This window comes from Corynebacterium silvaticum, assembly GCF_004382825.2.
Lineage (GTDB): Bacteria > Actinomycetota > Actinomycetes > Mycobacteriales > Mycobacteriaceae > Corynebacterium > Corynebacterium silvaticum.
Genome location: NZ_SDQO02000004.1, coordinates 193,432 through 218,781, shown reverse-complemented (window position 1 = coordinate 218,781; position 25,350 = coordinate 193,432). Strand labels below are relative to the sequence as shown.

At 54.3% G+C, this 25,350-nt stretch carries 20 protein-coding genes, 1 tRNA gene and 2 pseudogenes; 18 read left to right on the top strand and 5 right to left on the bottom strand.

The annotated features are described in order from the left end of the window. Positions 1 to 3: 3 nt before the first annotated feature. On the bottom strand, positions 4 to 1,467 hold the full coding sequence (glmU, locus tag ET810_RS10850) for a bifunctional UDP-N-acetylglucosamine diphosphorylase/glucosamine-1-phosphate N-acetyltransferase GlmU (RefSeq protein WP_087453680.1): 1,464 nt from the start codon (positions 1,465 to 1,467) through the stop codon (positions 4 to 6). 292 nt (positions 1,468 to 1,759) lie between these two features. On the opposite strand from glmU, the pseudogene ET810_RS10845 reads away from it, so the two are divergent. The 4 genes and pseudogenes from ET810_RS10845 to mfd all read left to right on the top strand — a co-directional run bounded on the left by ET810_RS10845 (position 1,760) and on the right by mfd (position 9,390). Continuing rightward, positions 1,760 to 3,336: pseudogene (locus tag ET810_RS10845) on the top strand (multicopper oxidase family protein). Positions 3,337 to 3,430: 94 nt separating this feature from the next. Next, positions 3,431 to 4,584, top strand: a pseudogene (locus tag ET810_RS10840) (TDT family transporter). 279 nt (positions 4,585 to 4,863) lie between these two features. Beyond that, complete coding sequence (locus ET810_RS10830; RefSeq protein ID WP_087453682.1) at positions 4,864 to 5,511, top strand: TetR/AcrR family transcriptional regulator; 648 nt, start codon at positions 4,864 to 4,866, stop codon at positions 5,509 to 5,511. Between the two features lie 126 nt (positions 5,512 to 5,637). Further along, positions 5,638 to 9,390, top strand: coding sequence for a transcription-repair coupling factor (gene mfd / locus ET810_RS10825; protein WP_171483262.1), 3,753 nt, complete (start codon positions 5,638 to 5,640; stop codon positions 9,388 to 9,390). Positions 9,391 to 9,515: 125 nt separating this feature from the next. Here the strand turns inward: mfd and ET810_RS10820 are convergent, their stop codons facing one another. Continuing rightward, positions 9,516 to 11,006 (bottom strand): amino acid permease, encoded by a 1,491-nt coding sequence (locus tag ET810_RS10820; RefSeq protein WP_087453684.1) that lies wholly within the window; start codon positions 11,004 to 11,006, stop codon positions 9,516 to 9,518. A 255-nt stretch (positions 11,007 to 11,261) separates the two neighbouring features. Between ET810_RS10820 and ET810_RS10815 the strand changes: the two genes are divergently transcribed. From ET810_RS10815 to ET810_RS12105, 10 genes are all read left to right on the top strand, one after another. Continuing rightward, positions 11,262 to 11,867, top strand: a complete 606-nt coding sequence (locus ET810_RS10815; RefSeq protein WP_087453685.1) for a MazG nucleotide pyrophosphohydrolase domain-containing protein — start codon at positions 11,262 to 11,264, stop codon at positions 11,865 to 11,867. 108 nt (positions 11,868 to 11,975) lie between these two features. Next, entirely contained in the window at positions 11,976 to 12,761 is a 786-nt protein-coding gene (locus tag ET810_RS10810; protein ID WP_087453686.1) for a lytic transglycosylase domain-containing protein, read from the top strand. Between the two features lie 231 nt (positions 12,762 to 12,992). Then, on the top strand, positions 12,993 to 14,270 hold the full coding sequence (gene eno, locus ET810_RS10805) for a phosphopyruvate hydratase (protein WP_087453687.1): 1,278 nt from the start codon (positions 12,993 to 12,995) through the stop codon (positions 14,268 to 14,270). Positions 14,271 to 14,440: 170 nt separating this feature from the next. Further along, a complete protein-coding gene (locus tag ET810_RS10800) occupies positions 14,441 to 14,983 on the top strand; it encodes a septum formation initiator family protein (RefSeq protein WP_087453688.1) in 543 nt (180 codons plus the stop codon). A gap of 63 nt (positions 14,984 to 15,046) precedes the next feature. Continuing rightward, a complete protein-coding gene (locus ET810_RS10795; RefSeq protein WP_087453689.1) occupies positions 15,047 to 15,613 on the top strand; it encodes a DUF501 domain-containing protein in 567 nt (188 codons plus the stop codon). Next, positions 15,610 to 16,581 carry a Ppx/GppA phosphatase family protein gene (locus ET810_RS10790; RefSeq protein WP_087453690.1) on the top strand — a complete coding sequence of 324 codons (972 nt, stop codon included), beginning with the start codon at positions 15,610 to 15,612 and terminating at the stop codon, positions 16,579 to 16,581. Before ET810_RS10795 ends, ET810_RS10790 begins: the two co-directional genes overlap by 4 nt. A gap of 53 nt (positions 16,582 to 16,634) precedes the next feature. Beyond that, positions 16,635 to 16,708 (top strand) — tRNA-Leu (locus ET810_RS10785). A 705-nt stretch (positions 16,709 to 17,413) separates the two neighbouring features. After that, positions 17,414 to 18,442, top strand: coding sequence for a helix-turn-helix domain-containing protein (locus ET810_RS10775; protein ID WP_087453691.1), 1,029 nt, complete (start codon positions 17,414 to 17,416; stop codon positions 18,440 to 18,442). Positions 18,443 to 18,576: 134 nt separating this feature from the next. Continuing rightward, complete coding sequence (locus tag ET810_RS10770; RefSeq protein ID WP_087453692.1) at positions 18,577 to 19,398, top strand: Bax inhibitor-1/YccA family protein; 822 nt, start codon at positions 18,577 to 18,579, stop codon at positions 19,396 to 19,398. A 228-nt stretch (positions 19,399 to 19,626) separates the two neighbouring features. Then, complete coding sequence (locus ET810_RS12105) at positions 19,627 to 19,896, top strand: hypothetical protein (RefSeq protein WP_171487372.1); 270 nt, start codon at positions 19,627 to 19,629, stop codon at positions 19,894 to 19,896. A 79-nt stretch (positions 19,897 to 19,975) separates the two neighbouring features. Here the strand turns inward: ET810_RS12105 and greA are convergent, their stop codons facing one another. Both greA and ET810_RS10755 read right to left on the bottom strand, forming a co-directional pair. Next, positions 19,976 to 20,497, bottom strand: a complete 522-nt coding sequence (gene greA / locus ET810_RS10760) for a transcription elongation factor GreA (protein ID WP_087453694.1) — start codon at positions 20,495 to 20,497, stop codon at positions 19,976 to 19,978. 269 nt (positions 20,498 to 20,766) lie between these two features. Next, positions 20,767 to 21,228, bottom strand: a complete 462-nt coding sequence (locus ET810_RS10755; protein ID WP_134316033.1) for a DUF4307 domain-containing protein — start codon at positions 21,226 to 21,228, stop codon at positions 20,767 to 20,769. A gap of 212 nt (positions 21,229 to 21,440) precedes the next feature. Between ET810_RS10755 and mca the strand changes: the two genes are divergently transcribed. The 4 genes from mca (at position 21,441) to ET810_RS10735 (ending at position 24,320) form a co-directional block, all read left to right on the top strand. Then, positions 21,441 to 22,307, top strand: coding sequence for a mycothiol conjugate amidase Mca (mca, locus tag ET810_RS10750; RefSeq protein ID WP_087453696.1), 867 nt, complete (start codon positions 21,441 to 21,443; stop codon positions 22,305 to 22,307). A gap of 364 nt (positions 22,308 to 22,671) precedes the next feature. Further along, positions 22,672 to 22,956: a hypothetical protein gene (locus ET810_RS10745; RefSeq protein WP_134316032.1), complete on the top strand. Its 285-nt coding sequence runs from the start codon at positions 22,672 to 22,674 to the stop codon at positions 22,954 to 22,956. Between the two features lie 69 nt (positions 22,957 to 23,025). Continuing rightward, positions 23,026 to 23,823, top strand: a complete 798-nt coding sequence (locus ET810_RS10740; RefSeq protein ID WP_087453698.1) for an isoprenyl transferase — start codon at positions 23,026 to 23,028, stop codon at positions 23,821 to 23,823. Continuing rightward, the gene (locus ET810_RS10735; RefSeq protein WP_087453699.1) at positions 23,820 to 24,320 is read left to right on the top strand and encodes a flavodoxin domain-containing protein; all 501 of its coding nucleotides are present in this window, start codon (positions 23,820 to 23,822) and stop codon (positions 24,318 to 24,320) included. The genes ET810_RS10740 and ET810_RS10735 overlap by 4 nt, the downstream gene beginning before the upstream one ends. Here ET810_RS10735 and coaA read toward each other — a convergent pair. Then, complete coding sequence (coaA, locus tag ET810_RS10730) at positions 24,317 to 25,243, bottom strand: type I pantothenate kinase (protein WP_087453700.1); 927 nt, start codon at positions 25,241 to 25,243, stop codon at positions 24,317 to 24,319. The genes ET810_RS10735 and coaA overlap by 4 nt on opposite strands. Between the last annotated feature and the right edge of the window lie 107 nt (positions 25,244 to 25,350).

Below are 25,350 nucleotides of genomic sequence, written 5' to 3'. Positions count from 1 at the left end.
CGCTTAACCTTCCTTGGATTGGTGGTCAGATGCCTTACGGGCGGCTTCAGCTGCGGGAGTTCCTGGGCGCCTCTTCTCCACCCATCCCTCAATATTGCGCTGCTTGCCTCCGGAGACAGCAAGAGCTCCCGGAGGAACGTCTTCCCTGATTACTGTACCTGCTCCAGAGTACGCACCATCACCGACCGTCACTGGAGCGATAAACATCGTGTCAGAACCCGTTCTGACGTGGGAACCTATGGTCGTGTGGTGTTTTTCCACTCCGTCATAGTTAACAAACACGCTTGAGGCTCCGATGTTGGAATATTCGCCTACTGTGGCGTCGCCGATATAGGACAAATGAGGCACTTTGGAGCCACGGCCAATCTGAGCATTCTTGGCTTCCACGAATCCACCCAATTTACCCTCTTCGCCGACGATGGTTCCGGGGCGGATATAGGTGAAGGGGCCAACAGAAGCACGCGCCTTAATCTCTGAATCCATAGCGTGAGTTCGTATGACGTGAGCGCCTTCTCCCACCACCATGTTGATGAGGGTGCTATCCGGGCCCACCTCCACGTTGTCAGCGATTGTGGTGGTGCCGCGCAGCTGAGTGCCTGGGTAGATGGTGACATCTTTGCCTACCGTCACGTCTACGTCGATCCAGGTGGTGGCGGGATCAATGATGGTAGCGCCACCGCGCATGGCTGCTTCTACTGTGCGAGCGTTGAGCTTTTGAGCGGCCTTAGCAAGCTGTACCCGGTCGTTGACTCCGCCGAGCTCGTGAGGGTCTGCCACCGGGTAGGCCCGGACGGTGTGTCCCTCGCTTCTTGCAATGCCGAGGACGTCGGTCAAGTACAGCTCGCCTTGCGCGTTGTCCGTGTCCAGCTGCGTCAAACTATGCGCGAGGATGCGGGCGTCGAATGCAAAAACACCCGAGTTGACCTCTTGGATACTGAGGGTCTTACTATCAGCATCTTTTTGCTCGACGATGGCTGCAACAGAGTGCGACTCGTCGCGGACAATACGGCCATAACCGGTGGGATCATCCAAACGCATCGTGAGCACCGTGACCGTGGTGGGTGCCTCGCGGTGGAACTCCGCTAGTTCAGAAAGGGTTTCTGGGCGTAGCAGGGGAACATCGGCATTAGTGACCAGAATGGTGCCCGAGAAATCTTTGAGCTGATCCATGGCACACTGCACGGCGTGTCCAGTGCCCTTTTGCTCCTCCTGGACCGCGATGCTGATCTCTCGGCCTAATTCCGATGCAACATGCTCTACCGCAGGGGCAACTTGGTCTCTCCCGTGACCAACGACAGCGACGATGCGTTCAGGGGAGACCCCCGCTGCCGCATGCAAGGAGTGGGAAAGCAACGATCGTCCGCCGATCGAATGCAGAGTTTTCTGCAGCTCAGATTTCATTCGGGTGCCGGCCCCAGCCGCTAAGACGACTACCGCCACCGCCTCGGCAGGTGTAGGTGTGCTCACAGGTGCACGTTCTCCTTGATCGATCACATTGAGTATTACGTGTAAAGAGTCTACTTGCTCATCTTGCCAGCACAACGTTTTCGCCGCTAACGGATATGTGATGCAGAAGCACCAAGGACAGAAAAGAACAAAAGATTAGGTCGGCGGTGGACAGGGGAGTTCCACCACCGAAGTCCCCTCACCGTTTCTGCATCACCAACAGATGGCTGCCCTGCGACGCAGTGGTGCAAACAGCTACGATGAAATGCTGAGCTTCCTCAACTTTATTGACGGTATTGGATGAAAGGCGCTTATGCAGCTGAATCGACGGTCCTTCCTAGCGCTCGGCGGCCTGGCAAGCGCAACAGCTGCTGGCATGAGTCTTTCTGGATGCGGGAAAGAAGAACAAGGGAGAGGAAAGAACATAAAGAAGCTCCCTAGTCCACGAGGTTGGGACGGAGAGACTCGCGCATTGCCCATTCCGCCGCTGGCACAGGCCCAAGAGTCGGGGAACCAGCGATCCTTTACTTTGGTCACCCAACGGGGAGAATCAGAGATTCTTCCGGGAATTAAGACTCCGACATGGGGTTTTAATGGGGCACACCTTGGTCCAACAATCCGCGCATCGCGAGGCGACGCCGTATCTCTTACGGTGCTCAACGAACTCACCGAAGAAACCGCTGTGCACTGGCACGGCATTCTTTTACCCGCTCGCGCTGACGGAGGTCCGCATTCTCCCATTGCGCCAGGAAAGAAGTGGACTGCGAGCTACACCGTAGAACAACCCGCCGCCACACTGTGGTATCACCCGCACCCGCATGGGGAAACTGGGCTGCAGTCGTATCGCGGTTTGGCAGGAATGATCATTCTTGAAGACGAGGTCTCCAAGTCTCTTGATCTGCCTCAGGAGTATGGGGTAGACGATGTGCCTTTGATACTCATGGATGCGAACTTTACGGAAGCCGGCGTTCTTGACGAGACTATGGATGACACAGGGGGACTTCTGGATGAAGTCCCCTATATCAACGGCGTGACTAACCCGCATTTCCAGGCGACCACGCGCCGGGTTCGCTTCCGGATTTTGTGTGGTTCGACGATGCGGTTTCATAATCTTGCACTCTCTGACTCGCGACCCTTTCATATTATTGCCTCTGACTCGGGGCTTTTAGATTCTCCTCAAGAAGCAACGAGTGTCATGCTTGGCCCTGGTGAAAGAACAGAAATAGTCGTAGACATTGCGCCTGGGGAAAAACTATCGTTGCAATCCATCGGTTTTGCAGATCACCTGGGGGTTCCGCAAGACGACTACACGGCTAAATTTCGACTTCAAGATGCGCACGAAGTCTTGTTGATCAAAGGGCCCGAAAGCAGTGCTCCTGAGCCAAAAGATATACCTCAGGTACTGGATACTTCTGCCGGTGAGCTGCCAGACACAGAGCATTCGATCGAGCGCACGTTTGTCCTCAACACGTTCCAGATCAATGAGCAATCGATGGACATGAGCCGAGTGGACATTGCTATCGCGCATTCAGACCCGGAAAAATGGATTGTGACCAATGGAAACTCCGATTGGATACACAACTTTCATATACACAACTGTGCGTTCAAAGTCCTGAGCCTCAGCGGTACGGATACTGTTGTCACAACACAAGGGTGGAAGGACACGGTGACCTTACCGCCAGGCTCCACAGCCACTCTTGCCGTGGTCTTTGGACAGTACAGGGGTACAGGGATAACACGTACCCGTATATGTATCACTGCCATATGCTGTTCCACGAAGATCAAGGGATGATGGGGCAGTACATGATGCTTAATAAAGGTGAAGCGCCCGATCTGCGTACGGACTACACGCTGGCGCATCCGGCAGGTGAACACGGCCATAGCCACTAATACGTGGCGTAGCGACGCTCTGGTTACCCAAAAACAGCTAAGTAGTGAAAGCTATAGGCAGTAGTACGTTTTATCGGCAATAAGGACAACAGTAGTGTCTTTGGAATCTCGTCATTCTGTTTCTACCCATGCTCGGACTTCTCGCAAACAGGGCACCACGCCCGGTCATGGTTCGAGGGTCCCTCTTCCACCAGCGGGTCCTGCATGGTTTCCCTCTGTGATGGGAACCGGGCTATTGGCAAACTTGCTTCATGCTCAGGCCCCTCATCTGCCCGGCGCGCATATTCTTTCTGCCGTGGTGCTAGGGATTGCATGGACGCTGTTGATCGGTTTGACCTTTGGATTTGTGTTTCGTGTTGTGCGTAAACCTAGTGTTTTTAGCCGTTCAATAGCAGATTTCTCGCAAATGCCGTTTTGGGCGACGGTCTCTATGGGCTACCTCTCTGTGGGGTCTGCCAGCACCATAGTTATCCCTCCTCTTGTCCCAGAACTACTCCGCGTTGTTTGGGCGCTCAATACTGGGATGTGGGTGTTTGGCACTGTTGTGGGCGTGTGCTCAGCGTTTGGGTTTGCGGCCCGTTTAATAGGCGTGGACCGTGGCGCGCCTACGACCATTTGGGGCTTGGCCGTAGTGGGACCTATGGTTTCCTCCACCACGGGGGCCAACTTGGTGCCGCATGTGTCGGAAACTCTGGACCCTTATGTGCAGGTTATCTCCATCGCATGCTTTTTCCTCTCGCTTTTTGTCGGCTCTATCATTTTCGCTTGCTCGTACAACCATCAATGGCGGGTAGAACCCATTCCCGCTGCTGCGTCCGTATCGGCATGGATACCCCTGGGCGTAGTAGGACAATCGACGGCTGCGGCGCAGGCGATGGCTTTTCAGACCGACCATCTTGTGCTCCCTGGAACACAAGCGGCTATGCATAATCTGGCCAATCTTTATGGCTGGATCATGCTCATCGTGGGAATCCCTCTCGTGATCTTTGCCGTGGCGATGACCCTACGAGGGTTTTACCTGCGGATGCCCTTTACTCCGGGATGGTGGGCGATGACATTCCCCCTTGGCACTTTGGCATTGGGAGCCACTCTGTTTGCCCGTGGTACCGGCTTAAGCTTTTTACGTGGCTGGGTGCTTTTGGCACCGTCTGTTTGGTGGGGACGGTGACGCTGTGCTTGGTGATGTCGACACACGCGGTGATGATGCAGTGGCGAGGAGGATCCACAAAGGAATCCTTGAGGGTGTAATCCTAAAATTTCCAAAGGAGAGAAAATATTGTATGATCCCCTTCGGTGGTTCCGCCTAATGCTTTGAGCATTATCGGTGGCCTCATCTTTCCCCATGGTGTAATCGGCAACACTACGGTTTTTGGTACCGTCATTCTAGGTTCGAGTCCTGGTGGGGAAGCAATCTTGAACCCGTCTTCACTCACGTGGAGCCGGGGTTTTGTGCATAGAAGAGCGGTTTCTAGTGGGCTGTCAGATAGCATAAACAGCGTTTGTGTAGGACACGATAAGGTAGTGAATATGGTCCGAAAGCGAATGACTGGAAAAGAACGCCGAGAACAACTCATTGTGGTCGGGCGCAGCGTGTTTTCTGAGCGTGGTTTTGAGGGGACGAGTGTAGAAGAAATTGCTGCTCGTGCGGGTGTGTCCAAGCCAGTGGTGTATGAGCACTTTGGGGGCAAAGAAGGGCTCTATGCTGTAGTTGTTGACCGTGAGATGCTTCGGCTGGAAAAAGCGATTACCGATTCTTTGCAGACTGGTCGTTCGCGAGCGCGCATCGAACAAGCCGTGCTAGGGCTACTTACATATGTGGAAGAAGATACTGATGGCTTCCAGATTCTGGTGCGGGATATGAAAGCCGGTCAGGCTCGTAGCTACTCCACATTGCTTAATGACGCCGTCGTGCAGGTCTCATACATCCTGGAACAAGCTTTTGAACGGTCAAAACTAGAACCCAAGAATGCCGTTCTTTATGCCCAGGCACTCGTGGGAATGGTCTCCATGACCGCCCAATGGTGGTTGGACCAAAAAGAAGAGCTCGGCGGATCCACAAAAGAAGAGGTTGCGGCTCATATCGTGAATCTCTGTTGGAATGGTCTAGCCGGTATAGAACCCGAACCGTCCTTGTCTGAAATCGGAAACAAGCCGGAGACTTTAGGCTCCCATTAAAGCTTTGTTTCCACCGGCTCTCTTGCGAGCAATCGGGGGATACATCACCCGAGTCTTTGTCGTAGTTCTTTGAGGAGTTTCTTGTTGTCAACTGATAACGCAACCACTAACAGCCATCATCCCGCTATGCTCGCGGGGCTACTTAAAGTTGCGGCGACAGACCCCAAAATCAAAGGGCTGCTGGAACACGTTGGTGACCCAGCGCTGCATATTACTGGCATAGACCAATCTCGCCCCTGGACTATCGCAGCGCTATCGCACCGCGCCCCAGTCCTCGTTATCACGGCTACCGGACGTGAAGCAGAGGACCTCACCGCGGAGCTTCGGGCAATGCTTGGAGACTCGGTAGCCTGGTTCCCCGCATGGGAGACCCTTCCGCACGAGCGCCTCAGCCCAGCCGCGGATGTAGCGGGACAACGCGCTAAGATTTTGTCGCACCTGAATGACCTGCGCGTGGTGGTGACTGCCGCACGTGGCGTGAGCCAGCCGATTCTTCAGGAAGCAGAGGGGCGTAACGCCCTCCTCCTAGCGGCTGAAAAAGATTATGATCTGGAAGACCTCACGCGGCAGCTCATTTTTCGGGCGTATCAGCACGTTGACCTTGTGGCTAAGCGCGGGGAGTTTGCTACCCGAGGCGGCATCCTCGACATATTCCCCACGACAATGGACCGGCCTGTTCGCTTAGAGTTCTGGGGAGACGAGATCACGGAGATCCGGGAGTTCTCCGTGGCCGACCAGCGGGCAATCCCAGATTCTTCCCACGCTGCCGTGGAAATTTTCCCTGCCCGCGAACTCCTCGTCACACCCGGCGTAGCAGAGCGCGCCGGCGATTTAGCCCTGAAGTATCAGGGAAACCCTACGCTGCAAGAGCTCTTATCCAAGCTGGCGGATGGCACTCCCGCTGACGGCATAGAAGCGCTCATACCAGCACTCGTGGATACCCCTTTGGTTACTCTTCCTGAGCTCATGCCACAGGGCACGCACGTGATAGCAGTTGGTCCGGAAAAAATTCGCACTAGGGTAGCGGATTTGCAGGCCACCGACGCAGAGTTCCTTGCAGCGGGGTGGGAGGCCGCAGCGATGGGCGCCGCTGGGCCAGTTGCTGCCCAAGGACTAGATCTAGAAGCTAGTTCCTATCGCTCGTATGAGTCTTTAGAAATATCCGCGCGCCAGGCGGGGTGTTCATGGTGGACCTTTGCGCCTTCCGGCATGTTTGAAGCAGATGATGCGGACACCCTTCCACTCGACTTTGCAGCAGGACCCACCCCGCGCGGTGATCTCTCTCAGATTGAAGAGATGATGTCCCTGCTGCTAGCCCATACCACCGCGGGCGGCAGGGCGGCCTTTATCGCCCCTGCCAAGGGCGCGATCAAGCGCATGGTGGATAGATTCAAAGAAAAAGGAATCCCCACAAAGGTAGCCACACCGGGTTGGGAACCCACCCCGGGAGAAGTGACTCTCTACCAGGCGCTTAGCCACGCGGGCCTCGTCTTTCCTAGAGTCCGCAAAAAAGCTGGAACCGAGGCATTGCCCCTTGTCGTGGTCACAGAGACCGACCTCACCGGTAACCGCGTAGGAGACATCGCAGGGGCAAAGCGTCGTCCAGCTAAACGACGCAACCGCGTAGATCCGCTCGCTCTGAAGACCGGCGATTTTGTGGTCCACGAGACCCACGGCATTGGGCGCTTTCTCAAGATGACCGAGCGAACAATTACGTCCGGGGATGAAACCTCAAGGCGGGAATACATCGTCTTGGAGTATGCGCCGGCAAAACGGGGACAGCCCGCAGACCAGCTTTTCGTTCCCATGGACTCCCTCGACCTCCTGAGCAAATACGTGGGAGGCGAGAAGCCCTCGTTGTCCAAGATGGGCGGCTCCGATTGGAAGAACACTAAGAAAAAGGCCCGTGCTGCGGTTCGAGAAATCGCCGGTGAACTCGTCGAGCTATATGCCAAGCGGCAATCCGCGCCGGGGCATCCCTTTGCGCCTGATTCCCCCTGGCAGCATGAGATGGAAGACAACTTTCCATACGTTGAGACTGAAGACCAGATGATGGCCATCGAGGCGGTCAAGGCGGATATGGAAAAGCCCGTTCCTATGGATCGCGTGATCATAGGCGACGTGGGCTACGGCAAGACGGAAGTTGCTGTGAGGGCTGCGTTTAAGGCGGTTCAGGACGGAAAACAAGTGGTGGTTTTGGTTCCTACCACGCTGTTAGCGCAGCAGCATCTGTCCACATTTGATGAGCGTATGGCCGGATTCCCTGTAAATCTGCGAGGTTTAAGCCGTTTTACTTCCACGATTGAAGCGAAGGAAACCATAAAAGGGCTTGCCGACGGCACCGTGGACATCGTGATCGGCACGCACCGCCTGCTTCAGACAGGAATTCAGTGGAAGAATCTCGGACTGGTCATCGTCGATGAGGAGCAGCGTTTTGGTGTGGAGCATAAAGAACACATCAAAGCATTACGCACCCACGTTGATGTGCTGACAATGTCTGCCACCCCGATCCCGCGAACCTTGGAAATGTCGATGGCCGGGATCCGTGAGATGTCGACCATTTTGACCCCTCCCGAGGATCGCCACCCCATCTTGACCTACGTTGGGGCGCAAGAAGATAAGCAAATCGCTGCGGCCATCCGGCGTGAATTGCTGCGAGACGGCCAGGTGTTCTTTGTGCATAACAAAGTCTCCGATATTGAAAAGAAAGCCAGAGACCTACGAGAACTCGTGCCGGAGGCTCGTATTGTTGTTGCGCATGGACAGATGAGCGAGGAGCTTCTGGAACAAACTGTCCAGGGATTCTGGGATCGCGAATTTGATGTGCTGGTATGTACCACCATCGTGGAGACTGGTTTGGATATTGCCAATGCCAACACCCTCATTGTGGAGAACGCACACCATATGGGACTTTCGCAGCTTCATCAGCTGCGGGGGCGCGTAGGGCGCTCCCGGGAACGTGGTTACGCTTACTTCCTGTATCCCAAGGGACAAACGCTGACAGAAAACTCTTACGACCGCCTAGCTACCATCGCTCAGAACAACGATTTGGGTGCCGGTATGGCGGTAGCCATGAAAGATCTGGAGATGCGTGGTGCCGGTAACGTGCTCGGCGCACAGCAATCGGGCCATATCGCAGGCGTAGGATTTGATCTTTATGTGCGGCTTGTTGGCGAGGCAGTGGAAGCCTACCGAGCCCTCGCAGACGGAAAAATCATCGATGCCACCGACGACGGGCCAAAAGAAATCCGCATCGATTTGCCAGTGGACGCGCACATCCCAGAGTCCTACATCAATGCTGAACGACTCCGGCTTGAGGTGTATAGGAAGCTGGCGGCGTCGCAAAGCAATGCCGATCTGATACTCGTGGTAGAGGAGATGGAGGACCGCTACGGCTCACTGCCTGAAAAAGTCACACGTCTTCTGGCGGTGGCGCGACTACGACACCTCGCCAGGTCCGCGGGCATTAGCGATATTGGTGTGCAAGGAACGCGGATCAAGATTCATCCGGTGGAGCTCCCGGATTCCAAGCAAGTCCGGCTTAAACGACTGCTGCCTTCCGCGACGTACCGCGCCGCGGCTAAGGCTATCCAGCTGTCCTTTCCTAAGGAGGGACGCAACGTTACCGATAAACCGCTTCGCGACGTCGCCCTCCTCCAGTGGGTAGCAGATTTCCTATCGGAAATGTTTGAAGTGCCGCGCATCTCAGTCACCGGGGAGGCCGTGCCTGAAAAAATCATCTCCGTGGGGGAATCGCCCAGCTCTCAGGGTCGGGCACGTACTACTCAACGTACTGTCATCAGGCGGAGCGAGCGCAATGATGACGAGGACTACGAGGACAAACGTGAAGCGCGTAGGAGGAAGTATCGGATGCGCTGACCGGGTTTTTCAAAGCGCCTCACGATAATCCCGTTTTGGTTCTCACCCGATGAGGCCGCAAGGAACCGAAAACACATAAAAGCGCACTGCTCCAGAGAACAGTGCGCTTTTATGGATTTCGATGTTTAGAGCGACATAGTCCCGGTGATAATGCCGTAGATTCCATAACATCCTGCGCCCGCGATGAGTGCGACCACTACCCACTCGAATGCGTTGAAAACCTGCTCTTTTTTGTAGAGGCGGGTTCCCACATAGGGGATAAGTCCGGGTAGAACCGCCAAAGCCCCGAAGAGCACATACTTAAGGTCTGCTGCGTAGAACAACCACAGCGAGTACACAAAGGCAAGGAGTGCCACCGCGAGATGGCGGCGATTTTCTTTGTCACTGACCTCTGGGCCAGAATCATCGAAACGAGTGCCTGCCGCCGGGTGCGAGATCCCTTTGCCTCGGGTCGCTAGCAAGATGAGGTAGAACGCGGAGAAAACATAAGGCACGAGGTACAGCACAGTGGCGAGCTGAACCATGGACACATACGTGGTCTGGTTGATAAAGAAAACGACCACCCAGATTTGGATCAATACTGTAGAAATTAACTGGGCCACCCAGGGGGCACCGGAAGCGTTAATTTTCCCTAGCTGTCGGGGGAGCAGACCGTCGAAGGCCATCATGGCCACTGGCTCTGCGCAGAGCATTTGCCAGGAGACATAGGCGCCGAGAACGCTCAGACACAGACCAACGGAGACGAGTCCTGCGCCCCAGGGTCCGACGACGGCCTCTAGAACATAGGCCATTGAGTTGTTAGGAAGGGCTGCGAGTTCCTCGCGTGTTAAGACGCCATAAGACAGCGTTGCGACGGTGACGAGCAAAAGTAGCACCGTGAAGAAACCGAATACGGTGGCGCGTCCGACGTCGGCACGCGTACGGGCTTGCTTGGAATACACCGAGGCGCCTTCAACGCCGATGAATACCCATACGGTGAAAAGCATGATGCCTTGTAACTGGTCAAAAACAGAGGCGCCGGTGGAATCACCCCAGAAATCAAAGGTGAATTTATCCCAGCTGAAGCCTAGGAACATGACCAAGACGATGAACGCCAGGATAGGGAGCAACTTGGCTACCGTGGTGACTGCATTCATAAAGGCGGCCTGCTTAATTCCTAGAGAGAGAACAGCAAAGATGAGCCACGTCATCAGGGACACTGCGATTGCAGACGCCAGGCGATGCTCTGTATTAAAGAGTGGGATGTAGTGTCCTAGCGTGGAGAAGAACAAAGTGGCGTAACCAACTTGCGCGATCACGCTGCCCAGCCAATAACCCCAACCCGAGGAAAAACCGATGAAATCGCCTAATCCTGCGCGTACATAGGAGTAAACGCCGGAATCAAGATGCGGTTTACGATGCGCAAGTATCTGGAATACAAAGGCCACTGCCAACATGCCCACACCCGCGATGACCCAGCCGATGAACATTGCTCCCGGCGCAGCCACTGAAGCGATATTTTGCGGCAAAGAAAAGATTCCCGAGCCGACAGTGGATCCGATGATCAGGCCGATGAGTGTCCAGATGCGAACCGTGTGCTGTGATTTCTTGTCAGCGCTGGAAGCTGCAAGGTTCATGGATACCTCATTACATATGAAACAAAATAACTAGGGACTTGGGGGAACACACTGCACTCAATCAACTAGGAGGCCAAGGCTGAAAACAAAACACATGTATTCACTCAGTAGAAAAGTAAGGCTTTTCAGTCCTACGAATCTTACACTCTGTGTGAACTAGTCAATACTGACGCAACTGAATTAGATTCCAGTCGCAGCCGATTGTTGGTCCTTAACCGTCAACGAGTGGCAGGCAAAGAGGAGGGCTTAAGATCGTTGAACATGATGGTTCTCCTCCTAAACCCGCGCTGGCCCACAATGGTTCCTGTAGGAATACTAAAGAAACTCTCAGGAAAAATCATATTTACAGATGAAGTTCCGGCGTCGGTGCGCGGGACCCTTTCTAAGTATGTGCAGGTAGGGTCGGAAAATCTCATTGTGGACACTAATGAGTTGGATTCTGTGATTGTTAAGGCAATCGATCGCGGTGCGCACGTGTATGAGGTTGATTCCAGGCGGGAAGCTATAGGGCAGGCGAGGGCTGTGATGTCCCAAGCGTTATGTCGCGGAGAGTGGGAACAGGATCAGACCCACCATTCCCTCATTCCCTATCTTGAGGAGGAAAGCGCGGAGGTAATCCGTGCTATCCGCGAGGGGGCCTCGGATGAGGAATTGATCGGGGAGCTGGGTGATGTGTTGCTGCAAGTGTTGTTCCATGCGGAGATAGCGACTAGAAGGGGAGCCTTTAACTTTGAAGACGTGGCCGCGAGCTTTGTAAAAAAGATGAAAAAACGTCAGCCCTATCTATTTGACGGCTCTACGGGTGTAGTGCCTGTGGCTGAACAGGAGCGGCTGTGGGTTGCGGGGAAACTACAGGGATGAGGGGGCGTTGTTAGCTTGTCGACGCCCCGCGCGTGGGCTGCCCTAGCCATAGAACCGTCTTATCTTATGGTCAGGGTTCTTTATTTTTTTTCTGTAGACTGGTTCGCCATGAGTTCAGGAGTTCGCCGCGCAGCAGGATGCGGGATGGGTGTTGTGTTGTCGGTGATTCTTGTTATTTCTCTTGTGGGATGGGCGATTTCTTTCCTTGACGGCGAGTCTCCTGTGCGCCAGTTGCAAGATGTCCCGACTTCGGTGCCCCCGGCTAGAGCAGCGGAAGTTCCCCGGATAGACGTTCATGCGCCGGGGCGAACGTCTGACAAACTTGCGTTTTGGGTGGATCCTATCGCGGCGGATACGTCGATAAGCTCTGCAGCGATACGGGCGTACGGCAATGCGGAACTTATTGCTGCGGAATCGTGGCCGGGGTGTCATTTGAGTTGGGGGACGCTTGCTGGGCTGGGATACGTGGAAACTCGACACGGGACATATTCCGGGCATCTGTTTGAAAGCCGTGAAATAGACGCCAACGGTTTTGTTCTGCCTCCGATTATCGGGGTTCCGCTTGATGGTTCACCCGGTTTTGCCAAGGTCCTGGACACCGATAATGGCGTTCTTGACGGAGACACCGTCTATGACCGAGCTGTCGGCCCCATGCAGTTTATCCCCGAAACATGGAAAAAGTACGGGCGCGATGCCAATGGGGATGGCGTGGCAGATCCCAACCAGATCGACGACGCGGCTCTGAGTGCTGCGAATATGCTATGCGACGGCCGAGATTTGGCCACTAAAGAGGGGTGGACCTCGGCGCTGCATGCATACAATATGTCTAATGACTATTTAATTAAGGTGCGGAATGCGGCCGCTTCCTACGCGCTGCGCCAGCCGGCTGTGTAATAACTCACGTCTACTGCCCGCCAAAATTTCCGAATTGTTGGCATAATTGGATACGGACGCGTGATTCGGACAGTTGATGTTTGATTGGTCAACATTTTTGCAAAGAATGTTTTCCCATAGGAGAACCTCTTTGAGGAAAAGATCATTCTTATGATGTGCTGGGACCGGAATCACGTGATTAACTTGCAAAGCAAGAACAACTTGCATCCATAACGCATTAGGAGCTAAACAGTGGCTGACATTATGCACGTTTTCGCACGTGAGATTCTCGATTCCCGCGGTAACCCCACCGTCGAGGCAGAGGTTTTCCTTGATGACGGTGCTCATGGCATCGCTGGTGTCCCTTCAGGTGCCTCCACCGGCATTCATGAGGCACACGAGCTTCGCGATGGCGGCGATCGTTACCTGGGTAAAGGCGTTCTCAATGCCGTCAATAACATCAACGAGGAAATCGCTGACGCTGTTGCAGGTGCAGAGGCTGACGATCAGCGCCTTATCGACCAGGCCATGATCGCTCTCGACGGAACTGAGAACAAGTCGCGTCTGGGCGCTAATGCCATCCTGGGTGTTTCCATGGCTGTGGCCAAGGCTGCCGCAGAGTCCGCAGGCCTTCCGCTGTACCGTTACGTCGGTGGCCCAAACGCGCACCTTCTTCCTGTTCCAATGATGAACATCGTCAACGGTGGTGCACATGCTGATTCCGGTGTCGACGTTCAGGAATTCATGATTGCTCCTATCGGTGCTGAGAGCTTCTCCGATGCCCTGCGCATGGGTGCTGAGGTTTATCACTCACTGAAATCCGTGATCAAGTCCAAGGGTCTGTCTACCGGGCTTGGCGACGAAGGCGGCTTCGCACCTTCCGTAGAGTCCACCAAGGCTGCTCTTGACCTTATCGTCGAGGCAATCGAGAAGGCTGGCATGAAGCCAGGTACTGATATTGCTTTGGCCCTGGATGTTGCTTCCTCCGAGTTCTTCAAAGATGGCAAGTACCACTTTGAAGGTGGCGAGCATACCGCTGCAGAGATGGCAAAGGTGTACGCCGACCTTATCGAGCAGTACCCAATTGTCTCCATCGAGGATCCACTGCAGGAGGACGATTGGGAGGGCTACAGCAACCTCACCGCAGCTATTGGAGATAAGGTCCAGATCGTCGGCGATGACTTCTTTGTCACCAACCCTGCCCGTCTGCAGGAAGGCATCGATAAGAAGGCCGCCAACGCGCTTTTGGTAAAGGTCAACCAGATCGGTACCTTGACTGAGACTTTCGATGCCGTTGACCTTGCTCACCGCAACGGTTACCGCACGATGATGTCTCACCGCTCCGGCGAAACTGAAGACACCACGATTGCCGATCTTTCGGTCGCACTTGGATGCGGTCAAATTAAGACCGGCGCACCCGCTCGCTCCGAGCGCGTGGCAAAGTACAACCAGCTGCTGCGCATCGAGCAGGAGCTGGGAGACGCTGCTGTGTATGCAGGTCGCTCTGCTTTCCCACGTTTCCAGGGCTAAAGCATAGGCTAGGTCGGCACTCGTGGGTATATAAGGTTATGCAATACCCACGGTTGGCGCCGTAGGTTTTCTCGACGATAGGAAGCCTGCGGCGCTGATTCTATTGTTAAAGATGTTTTTTGTGTGGCGTTAAACAGTGGATGGCTAGATAGCGCTAGAATGTTGCTCCTATGGTGATCAAGAAAAAGCGTGTGGTTCCGGTAGTGAATCGTCCTGAGCGAACGCGTGGGTTCAAGCTGCCACGCAAGCGTATTCGCCTGCACGCCAGAGGCCTGATCATTGTGGGGATAGTGGTAGTAATCCTTGTCGTCATGATTTTTCGGCCTCTTCACACCTACATGGTGCAACGGGCAGACATTGCGCGCCTTACGTCTTCGATCGAACAGAAACAGCAAAAGAAAAACGATCTGCTCTCGGAATTGGACAAATACAAGTCCGATGCTTATGTCAGGGAACAGGCTCGTACGCGACTCGGTGTGATTGCCCGCGGAGAACGCGCCTACCGAGTGCTGACCCCGGAACTGGAATCCAAGGAACCCATGGGCGGTGGGGAACACACGAACCACAACGATTCGCGCCCATGGTTTGAAAAGCTCTGGGATTCTGTGAGCATTCCGGAAACGCCTGCTGAGGAAACCGGGGAAGCGCATGGTCCAGAAATGCATCTTCCCATCATTCCTACGGAGGCTCCTGCGCCACCTGCAGCGCCTTAAAGCTATGCCGCATTAGGTGATCCAAAATCGGGGTTTCACGTCTGGCGTGAGACAATACACCTTATGAGTGTTTCCCAAGCCGATCTTTCCGTAGTAGCAGAACAACTGGGCCGCATGCCGCGCGGGGTGATAGAAATTTCCTATCACACACCCGATGGGGTTCCTGGGGTCGTGATGACTACGCCTAAGCTTGACGACGGCACCCCATTTCCTACTCTCTACTACCTCACCGAGCCGCGTCTTACTGCAGAAGCATCTCGCCTAGAGGTTGCTCACGTGATGAAGTGGATGACCGATCGTTTAGAAAACGATGAGGAATTGCGTGCTGATTACCTCAAGGCGCATGAGCATTTCTTGGCTAAAAGAAATGCGATTGGGGATTTGGGGACAGATTTCTCTGGTGGCGGCATGCCTGATCGGGTGAAATGCCTGCATGTTCTTATCGCATATGCACTAGCAGAGGGGCCAGAACACTTCAGGCTAGGCACTGAGGCCGTAGCTATGGCTGCTGAGCATGCAGGCCTGCGGGGAAGCGCGATTCCAGAAGATTGGCCAACTTGCGCTGAGCTGGGAATCGATCTTTCAGACTTTGACTTCAGCCATGCAGACGTTCCTGGAGGGGCTCAGTGACCAAGTTTGCCGCTGTTGATTGCGGTACAAACTCAATCAGGCTGCTGATCAGCGAGGTACACAATGGTGTTGCCACCGAGGTATGCCGATTGATGAACATTGTGCGCCTAGGACAAGGCGTCGATGGCACTGGTGAATTAGCTCCAGATGCAATAGAACGCGCTCGGCTGGCGCTTACTCAGTACGTAGAACTCATGCAAGAACACGGTGTGCAAGCCGTGCGTATGGTGGCTACTTCTGCAACTCGGGATGCGCGAAACAAGGATGAATTCTTTGCCATGACCGGTAGCCTCCTAGGCAGGATTACTCCTGGCGCACGGGCTGAAGTGATTACTGGGGAAGAAGAAGCTTCCTTGTCTTTCCGTGGGGCGGTTGCCGATCTTGATGGTGAATCTGGGCCATTGTGTGTGATCGACCTGGGTGGGGGATCTACCGAATTTATTGTCGGGGAGTCGGACGGCGAGATTTATGGTTCCCATTCTGCTCAAATGGGGTGCGTACGGCTTACGGAGCGCATTATGCGAGCAGACCCTCCTACGGATACAGAGATCGAAATAGCTCGTGATTACGTGGCTGAACGTATTGCGCAGGTAGAGAAAATCGTCCCTGTTGAGAAAGCCTCTACATTTGTGGGGTGTGCGGGGACCTTCACCACCCTTGCGGCAATGGCACTGGGGCTAGAGTCTTATGATCCTGCGGCGATCCATGACGCTCGACTGCGTTTGGACGCGCTTCAGGTGATAACGGCGCAGCTAATTGCGGAAACATCTGCTCAACGGGCAGCACATCCTGTGATGCACCCTGGGCGTGCGGATGTGATCGCGGGCGGCGCTGTAGTCGTGGATGGCATTTTGGACATGATCCGTTGCAAGACTGATTCTGACCGAATTGTTATTTCTGAAAAAGATATTCTGGATGGCATCATCGCTGGATTAGCAGAGACGTATGAACAGGCGCCCCCGGCTTGAGAACCTAGGTTTTGAGTACGTGCCACATTCGGTCTAAACTAAGCAGGTGCGTTGCCCCCATAGCCCAATCGGCAGAGGCAGTCGACTTAAAATCGATGCAGTCTGGGTTCGAGTCCCAGTGGGGGCACAGCAGGAGCATCCCAGTCGCGAACTATTTTGCTGGGATGCTCTTTTTTGCGTTGTGGGGTGGGGGCGGGAGCGCAAAAAGGTTGGGAAATCGATTGCAAGGAAATACACAGCGGATTGGCAGCTGTACCCGAGGGGTTTGCAAGGGATCGGTTTTAGCATGAAGTCATCGAAAAGGAGTAGGGCCATCAACTTTGGGTCTACATAAAAAAATCGGTACTTACCATCCTTGAAAGGCAGAGCTATGACTTACGACAACGTGCGATTCCAACCTTCAGTTGCGGCGAAAAAGGAGTCTTTTGATAGCGCTGTATATCATCTCGGCGTGATCGACCCTTATGCTGATTCCTCGTGGACGTACATCCTGGAAAATCGTGGTGAGCGACATACGGGAGTTACTTCGTTGAGACCTCTTTCGTATGAAAGTTCACATAGGAAGTCTCGACTTACCGCCTAGGAAACTGGCTTGATGTTCTCTCTTGCCACCGGCACTGTGATGTGTTCGGTGGTTTTATTTTTGTGTGAAGTATGTTTCTCTATCAACCCATGGAAGTATGCTTAGGGAAACCTATGTTGTACGATGTGGCATAAAGGCGTCTTTATGGGGCTATGGAAAAGATGGAAAATATCGAGGAAAAACATCACGTATCGCGTGTAGTTTTTATTTTTCTTGGTAATTGATGACGTGCGAAAAGCATTGCACTTTATGTCACATGCGGCAGAAAGGGTTGGCGTGACTTCCCATACTTCTAAGTTCGGTAGCACCGTATTACTTTGGTGCGATCAGGGCACTGCGACTGTCAACGCGCCGGATCGGGTAGTTACAGTGATGGCAGGAGACCTCGTGGTAGCCCCAGTAGGCGCTTTTGTCTCGGGGCACGGCGTGGTACTGCCTATCACCTTCCCGGGCTTCCATTTCCAAGGAAATACGAGGCGAGTGCACTTAGGGTCCCGTTGGTCTCATCGTATGGTGTACGAGTTTGCTCGGAGTTTGATGGGCGAGGAGAACTTGTCTCCGGAGATTGCAAGCCTTTTTAGCGAACGCGCATGCCCGCCCCCTGCTCCGCAGGCCGGTGCTGCAAAAATGGTTGCTCAACTGCTTGTTGCTAACCCGGCTGATCAAACTTCGCTTGTCTCATTTGCTCAGCGCTTCCACGTGAGCTCGCGAACATTACAGCGCCAATTCCTGCAGGGAACCGGCTTTACTTTTAGCGAGTGGCGCGCGGCTCATCGGGTTTCTGTTGCAGCCACCCTTCTTCCTCACGATTTTACGATTTCCGTGGTCGCAAACTTGGTGGGATTCAGTGCAACCTCGTCGTTGACGCGGGCTTTTAGAAGACATACCGGGTTAACCCCGTCTGCTTTTACCGGCAGTGCAACAGGGATGGGAAGCGTAGGGGAGCCGCCACACATTCCTGCTACAACGACCTTTGCTCGTGCTGAGCAGGATCTAGCATTGTGGATCTATAAAGGAACCGCCACCGTGACTACTCCTGGATATTGCCGCTTTGTAGGCATGGGCGAAACCGTAACTATTCCGTCCGATACGCATACCCGAGTTGATGTTGCAGCAGGCTCGATAGCTCTTCCGATTCCGTTGGCACACGCACATGACGGACTCACGCTCATGGATGCATTACAGTATTGCTCAAATCCGGCGACCACGGCGGAATTGCGTCCACTTGCAGCAAGCGAGAGGGTTGCTGCAGAAAAGCTTTTGATTCCCAGCTCGTAGTTGTTCCTATTGGGAAGCTTCGCGGGAAGATATGTGTGAGGCATTTTTTTAATTACGGGAACAAAAGTGTTACCTGTATCGTTTCTAGGTAGTACACAGAAAACGAATCGGTGCGAAAGGAAAAGTGTCGCCCCATGCGCAGCAGCAATCCGGTCTTAAATTCTCTGACGGGTTCCCGCCAACGACAGACCCCGGCGGGCTACCAGCAGCAGATTGATAACCCCTACGGAGGATATGGTTACAACCAGCTTGAGCCACAGGTCAATGACCGTCCTATGACGGTGGATGATGTGGTTTCCAAGACTGGAATCACTCTCGGAGTGATCATCGCTTTTGCGATCATTAACTTCGGAATCGCACAGGTGAACCCTGGCATCGCGCTGATGCTGACGGGTGTCGGCGCCATCGGCGGCCTGATCACCGTTCTGATCTCTTCCTTTGGCCGTAAGTTCGGCTCTGCACCCATCACCTTGACCTATGCGGCATTTGAAGGGTTGTTCGTAGGCGGTATCTCCCTTGTCTTGTCCGGCTGGCTTGTTGGCGGACAAAACGCTGGAACCTTGATCGGTCAGGCAGTGCTGGGCACCGTTGGCGTTTTCCTTGGAATGCTGTACGTGTACAAGACAGGCGCAGTGAAAGTTACGCCTAAGTTCAACCGAATCCTCACCTCCTGCATCATCGGTGTTCTAGTCCTTGTAGTGGGCAACCTAGTGTTGAGCCTCTTTGGGGTGAGCCTCGGGCTTTATAGCGGTGGCCCTATCGCCATTATCTTCTCGCTCGTGTGCATCGGGCTAGCGGCAATGAGCTTCTTGCAGGATTTCGATATCGCTGATCGCCTTATCCGCCAGGGGGCTCCCTCCAAGAACGCATGGGGTGTGGCACTCGGCCTGGCTGTGACGTTGGTTTGGTTGTACACAGAGATTCTTCGCCTCTTGAGCTACTTCAACCAGAGGTAATAAGGTACAAATTTTACAAGGTGGTTGTTTCCCTAGGGAAGCAACCACCTTTTTTCGTGCTACAAAAGGACCATTCTGCCATCGATATACACATAGGCGAAAACAATAGCTTCAGCGCTTTGCAGTGGGTTGTTAAGAACCACTGTTACGGGGGAGCGCGTATTTTCTGCTTTCTTTTCTCTGAATCCAGTGCCCACGGCCCCGGAAGCGTTCCATGAAGACCACGTGATGTCAACGACACGGTCATTTTTATCGGTGCACGATAAGGAGACTTTGCGAGGCTTAGTGGTCGGCGAGCCGACACAGTCGATGAACGACGGAACCTCGCCAGGCGCTAGGAGAGGAGGGGTGGGCGAGAGGAAGGGGGCGCTGGTCACTGCCTCCCCAGAATCCGAGGAGCTACGGGTGGGTGACGGTTGGGCGGCTGGTGGCGTCGTCACGCTCGCAGCTAAGCGTGCGCTTGTGGCGGTAGCAACCTTTTTAGTTGAGTCCACGTGAGACGCAGGCGTGCACGCTAGCGCAGAAAGGCAAAAGCCCGCTGCGATAAAGGAATAAAAGCAGCGGGCGATACGGCGCATTAGTTTTTGCGCATGGTAGCGGCCTTGGTGGAATCATAAGGCTCTGCGGTAACCACGGTCACCGTGATGGTCTTGCCATTGGGAGCAGTGTACTCGCGAGTCTCACCCTCCTTGGCGCCGATCACTGCAGCACCGAGAGGGGACTGCTCGGAGAAGGTCTCCAGGTCCTTGTTGTCAGAGGCTGCTGCACGGGTACCGATGAGGAAGGTCTCTTTGTCGTCCTTATCGCCGTTGTAGTAGACATGTACCACGGAACCAATGTGAGCGACACCCTCGACGATTCCTACGCGCTCGGTGGTGGAGTTGGCGAGGATCTCAGAAATCTGCTTAATGCGAGCTTCTTCCTGATCCTGCATTTCGCGCGCAGCGTCGTAGCCGGCGTTTTCCTTGAGGTCGCCTTCCTCGCGACGCTCGTTGATCTCAGCTGCGACCTCGGGGCGGTGTGCAATAAGTGCATTGAGCTCTTCTTCGAGCTTAGCCTTGGTTTCCGGGGTGATGTACTGCTTTTGGTTTTCGGCCATAATCCGTATCCCTCTACACGTTGGTAATCGAGGCAATCCGCAGTGCAAATCAATGGCGATGAAAAGCTTAAGAGGCGAAAATACGCATCAAGATACTCTTCTATTGCCATGATGATGGCCCCGAATAAAAGAATTTACGTGCGGCTTGGCACGGCAACACTTACGTTTCGGGGCCGAATCACGCGGATAGCGTGCTTTTGCAGGGATTCTACCACAGATGCTTTAGCTGAGAGAGCACACTCAGGGGCTGTGCGTAGCCCTTGATGTGGTTAGCTACGGTGCAGGTAGAAAGGGATGGAAGAGCTACAGCCATAGAGATTGCCGGATACAGCGCCCTTGGAAGTCTTGATGGGGACGTCGATGCGCTGAGTTTTATCGCCTCCGCTGGGCAAGAAGAACTCGCGGCGCCCGACCTCGGCCATCTCGTAGTCCAGAGCCGTGACAATGCAGTAATGATCGACGGAAGTATCGTCCCTGGTTACGTCGACAGTGAGCGCAAAATTATTGTCGTCGACCTGCATAACATTGGCGATCTGCCCGGAAATTTTTGTCTGGCGATCTTTCTGCACAAACTTGATCAGCGCAACAGCGATGGCAGCGGCGATGACCAGGATCAGGACGACAAGGAGCTTCCCGCTTAACGTAGATGTTTTTTGTGGTTTGTGCGGACCCGAGTAACGAGTGCGTGCGGTAGTGCTCTTGCTTGACGACGAAGACTCTTGCGGTGCCATCTCTTACGCTCCTCGGTGAGATCATGTACCCGTCATCTCGCTTATTGCCTTAACACCTGCGGCGAAGTGAGGGTAGCGTCGGCGCCTTGTCGACGCCTCCTGTGCACAGATCATAGTATCCGATCAGCAACCGCCTCCTGTACCAGCAACTCCGACTAAACTGCGGCTTTATAGTTGAAGGACAAAAGACTAGCTAGGAAAGGACCACTCCCATGCGCGGATTGCGTCTTCTCGCCATACACGCCCATCCCGACGATGAGGCCAGCAAAGGTGCTGCCACGATGGCTAAGTACGCCGCTGAAGGTTGTGACGTACTCGTTTTAACCTGCACGGGTGGCGAGCGGGGAGACATCCTTAATCCGGCTATGGATAAGCCAGGAATCCTAGAAAATATGGCTCAGGTACGCAGGCAGGAGATGGCGGAGTCGATTCGCGCCATAGGGGCGCAACACCTTTGGCTGGGTTACGTGGACTCAGGTTTACCTGAAGGAGATCCGCTGCCTGCGCTGCCACCAGGATGCTTTGCGCTCGCTGACACCGAGGAAGTGACGGATAAGGTCGTCGCCGTGATCCGAGAGTTCCAGCCACACGTGATCATTACCTACGATGAAAATGGCGGTTACCCGCACCCAGATCACCTTAAAGTCCATGAAGTATCGCTGCTTGCGTGGGACCGATCGGGGCAGGCGTCTTATAAGCCAGAGCTTGGGGCTGCGTGGGAACCGCTCAAGTTGTATTACACGCATGGGTTTATCCGCCAACGGATGCAAATGTTCCACAACGTGCTCATTGAGAAAGGGAAAGAGAGCCCTTACGTGGACATGCTGGAGCGGTGGCAGGTTCATCGCGCGGACATTATGGTGCGAGTGACCACCCAAATCCGATGCGAGGATTACTTTGAGCATCGCGACGCCGCCCTGCGCGCGCATGCCACGCAGATTGATCCCGCAGGGGCTTTCTTTGGTACCCCGGTGGCGGATCAGCAGCGGTTATGGCCTACAGAGGAATTTGAGCTGGCAAAAACACGAGTGACCACCGCTATCCCAGAGAATGACCTTTTCGCTGGAATTGGTCGATAATAGCGGGACCGCAGAGTGCGCGTAGCGTGTAAACGGATTGTTGGTTAACTCACAGCCGGGCACATCCGCCGTGAGTGGCTGGGGCTGATCGTTTAAGTTTTCGCCGTGGCCTGCATGTTTAGCTAGCTCATGTGACCTGCGCTGACACGGCTTGAATGATCAGAGCAAGCGCGGGGCCTTGTTTACTCAAAGTGCGTTTTCCATGAAAGTGAGTCCGCGCTAGAATTTATCAGTTCCCCTGTAGCGCAGCATTGCCGGCATATGGGAACGCGTATGTTGAAGTAATGCAGAAAGATCCTCATCGGATGTACTTGGTGAGGGTGACGTGACAGTGACTGACAGTGACTATGAGGAGAACTCTTAGATGAATACGGTTGATCCAGCCAATGCGATCACCTACCTCGCTCAAACCATCGGTCCGGTGGGTTCTGAGTTTGGAAAAGCCTCCCCAATTGGATGGTTTGTGCTGATTGCGTTGCTCATTGCTGTGCTCTACATCGGCTGGGCGTTTCGACGCCGCTATACGCGCCTTCATCGGCGCCGCTTATTCGCAGAAGCGCAGGGAATCGACCTTTTTGATACCGAGACGCTGGATAAGGCTATGGCCGATGCCGGAGTTCTTGATCGTGGGAAGAAGTACTGGTTCTAAGCCGGCACACTGTCGGTGGTGCGCTACTGGCTTAGATGGCGCCCTTGTATACGAAGGTGGAGCAACAAGATGAAAGAGACCCTCACATCGCCACTTAAGTCGGCGCTACAGGTGGTGCTCTACCCATTTTATGAGAAGCGCTTACTAGGAGAGATCGCAGGTGCTAAGCAGCCCTCGCACGTTGCCATCATGTGCGATGGTAACCGCAGGTGGGCACGCGAGGCTGGGTTCGCCGACGTGACCCATGGGCATCGTGTAGGCGCTAAAAAAGTCGGTGAAATGGTCCGATGGTGTAAAGACACCGATGTGGAGCTGGTGACGGTCTATCTGCTTTCCACGGAGAATTTGGGCCGGGCCAGCGATGAGCTCGACATGCTCTTTGACATCATCGGGGACGTGGTGGACGAGCTTGCAGACCCAGAAACCAACTGTAGGCTCCGCCTGGTGGGGCACCTAGACCTACTTCCGCCGGAAGTCGCGGAACGCATGAACTACGCACAGGAAAAGACCGCCCACAACACAGGCGTGGCCGTCAATGTCGCGGTAGGTTATGGCGGTCGCCAAGAGATCGTAGACGCAGTACGCGAGCTGATTTCCGGCGAGTTCGAGTCCGGCACCACGGCGGAAAAAATAGCCGACAAAGTCACCGTGGAGTCTATCTCTAAGCACCTCTATACCTCGGGACAGCCCGATCCCGATTTAGTTATTCGCACCTCCGGGGAGCAGCGATTGTCTGGATTCCTCCTGTGGCAAGCTGCGTATTCGGAGATTTGGTTTACAGACACGTACTGGCCGGCGTTTCGACGTCTTGATTTTCTCCGTGCGCTCAGGGAATACTCCAAGCGAAGCCGCAGGTTTGGCAAATGATCCACGTCAGGTTCCATTCCGTGTATGGCTCAACCAAATACTATGCGGAATCACTAGCCCAGTCGGTGGATGCCCTGAGCATCGCTGTGCTCGACGTCCCCATTCCTAGCGACGGACGCCCTGTGGTGATTCTCAGCCCGGTTCATGGCCCGAGCATCGCCGGTATCAAAGTCGCGCAGCAATACCATGAAACCCACCCGGTCGCGCTCGTAGCGGTAGGGATGACGCTTCTCGACGCAGCCCAGAAACGCGATCAAATGCGAAGCTCTGCCCCTGAAGACTGCGCGCGTTTTTATCTCCCGGGTAGGTTGGACTATTCACAGCTCAGTTCTGCTCATAGGGCAGCAATGGCATCGCTTGTGGCATTGCTCAAGGCTAAGCCACTGAAGAACGCGAATGATAAGAACATCATTGCTGGGTATAACAAGGTTGTGGATCGGGTGGACGTCGATAAGCTACAACCCGTCATCCAATGGGCGCGTAACGCAGCTTCCTAGATTTTCCGCATTCTTACGCGGCGCACCTTGTGGTTGGAGTCTTTCCCAAGCACCAAGGAGGCGCGCACCCGCGTAGGAAGGATGTGCTCGACCAAGTTGGGGAGGTTGATGGTCTGCCAGATCATGCGAGCCTCGTTGACCGCCGCAGTGTCCGACATGTCTGCGTAATGGGAGAAGTGCGCGTTGGGGGCGCGGAATGCTGATTGGCGCAGGTGAAGGAATCGATCGATGTACCATCTCTCGATGTCTTCGATGGCGGCATCTACGTACACACTAAAGTCGAAAAGATCGCTGACCGATAGCGTTGGGCCAGTTTGGAGTACGTTGAGCCCCTCCAAAATTAAAATATCTGGCTGGCAGATCGTGGCCACCTGGTTTTCCACTCTGTTATACAGCGTGTGGGAGTAAACGGGGGCCGTAACGTGGTGCTTTCCGGATTTTACGTCGGTGACAAAGCGCAGCAGCGCGCGTTGATCGTAGCTTTCCGGATACCCCTTCCTACCCAAGATCCCGCGTTTTTTCAGCTCATCCGTGGGATAAAGAAAACCATCTGTGGTGACCAGATCGACTCGCGGATGCTCTTCCCATCGTTGCAGAAGCACCTGGAGCAGGCGTGCCGTGGTGGATTTTCCTACAGCAACAGAACCCGCAACCCCGATAATGAAGGGGACATGGGCGGCCTCTTCCCCTAGGAAGGTTTCAGTTGCCGCAGTCAGCTCTTGGCGCGCTTGAACCTGTAGATGGATAAGACGGCTCAGCGGCAGATAAACTTCTGCCACTTCTTCCAGATCAATGTTTTCACCGATTCCTCGTAGCTCAACGACCTCTTCCTCGGTGAGAACCTGGGGCATAGACATACGGAGGTGTCGCCAGGAATCGCGGTCGAAGTCAAGGTATGGGCTGGAATCTTTCGGGCGAGCCATGAGATCTATTGTGCATGGCGGTGCGTGCCTCCCCGAAATTGGTGGGGGCGGAATCTCAAAGTGTGTTCATTTGCACATAGCAGAGTCTATGACTGCGGGGGTGCGAT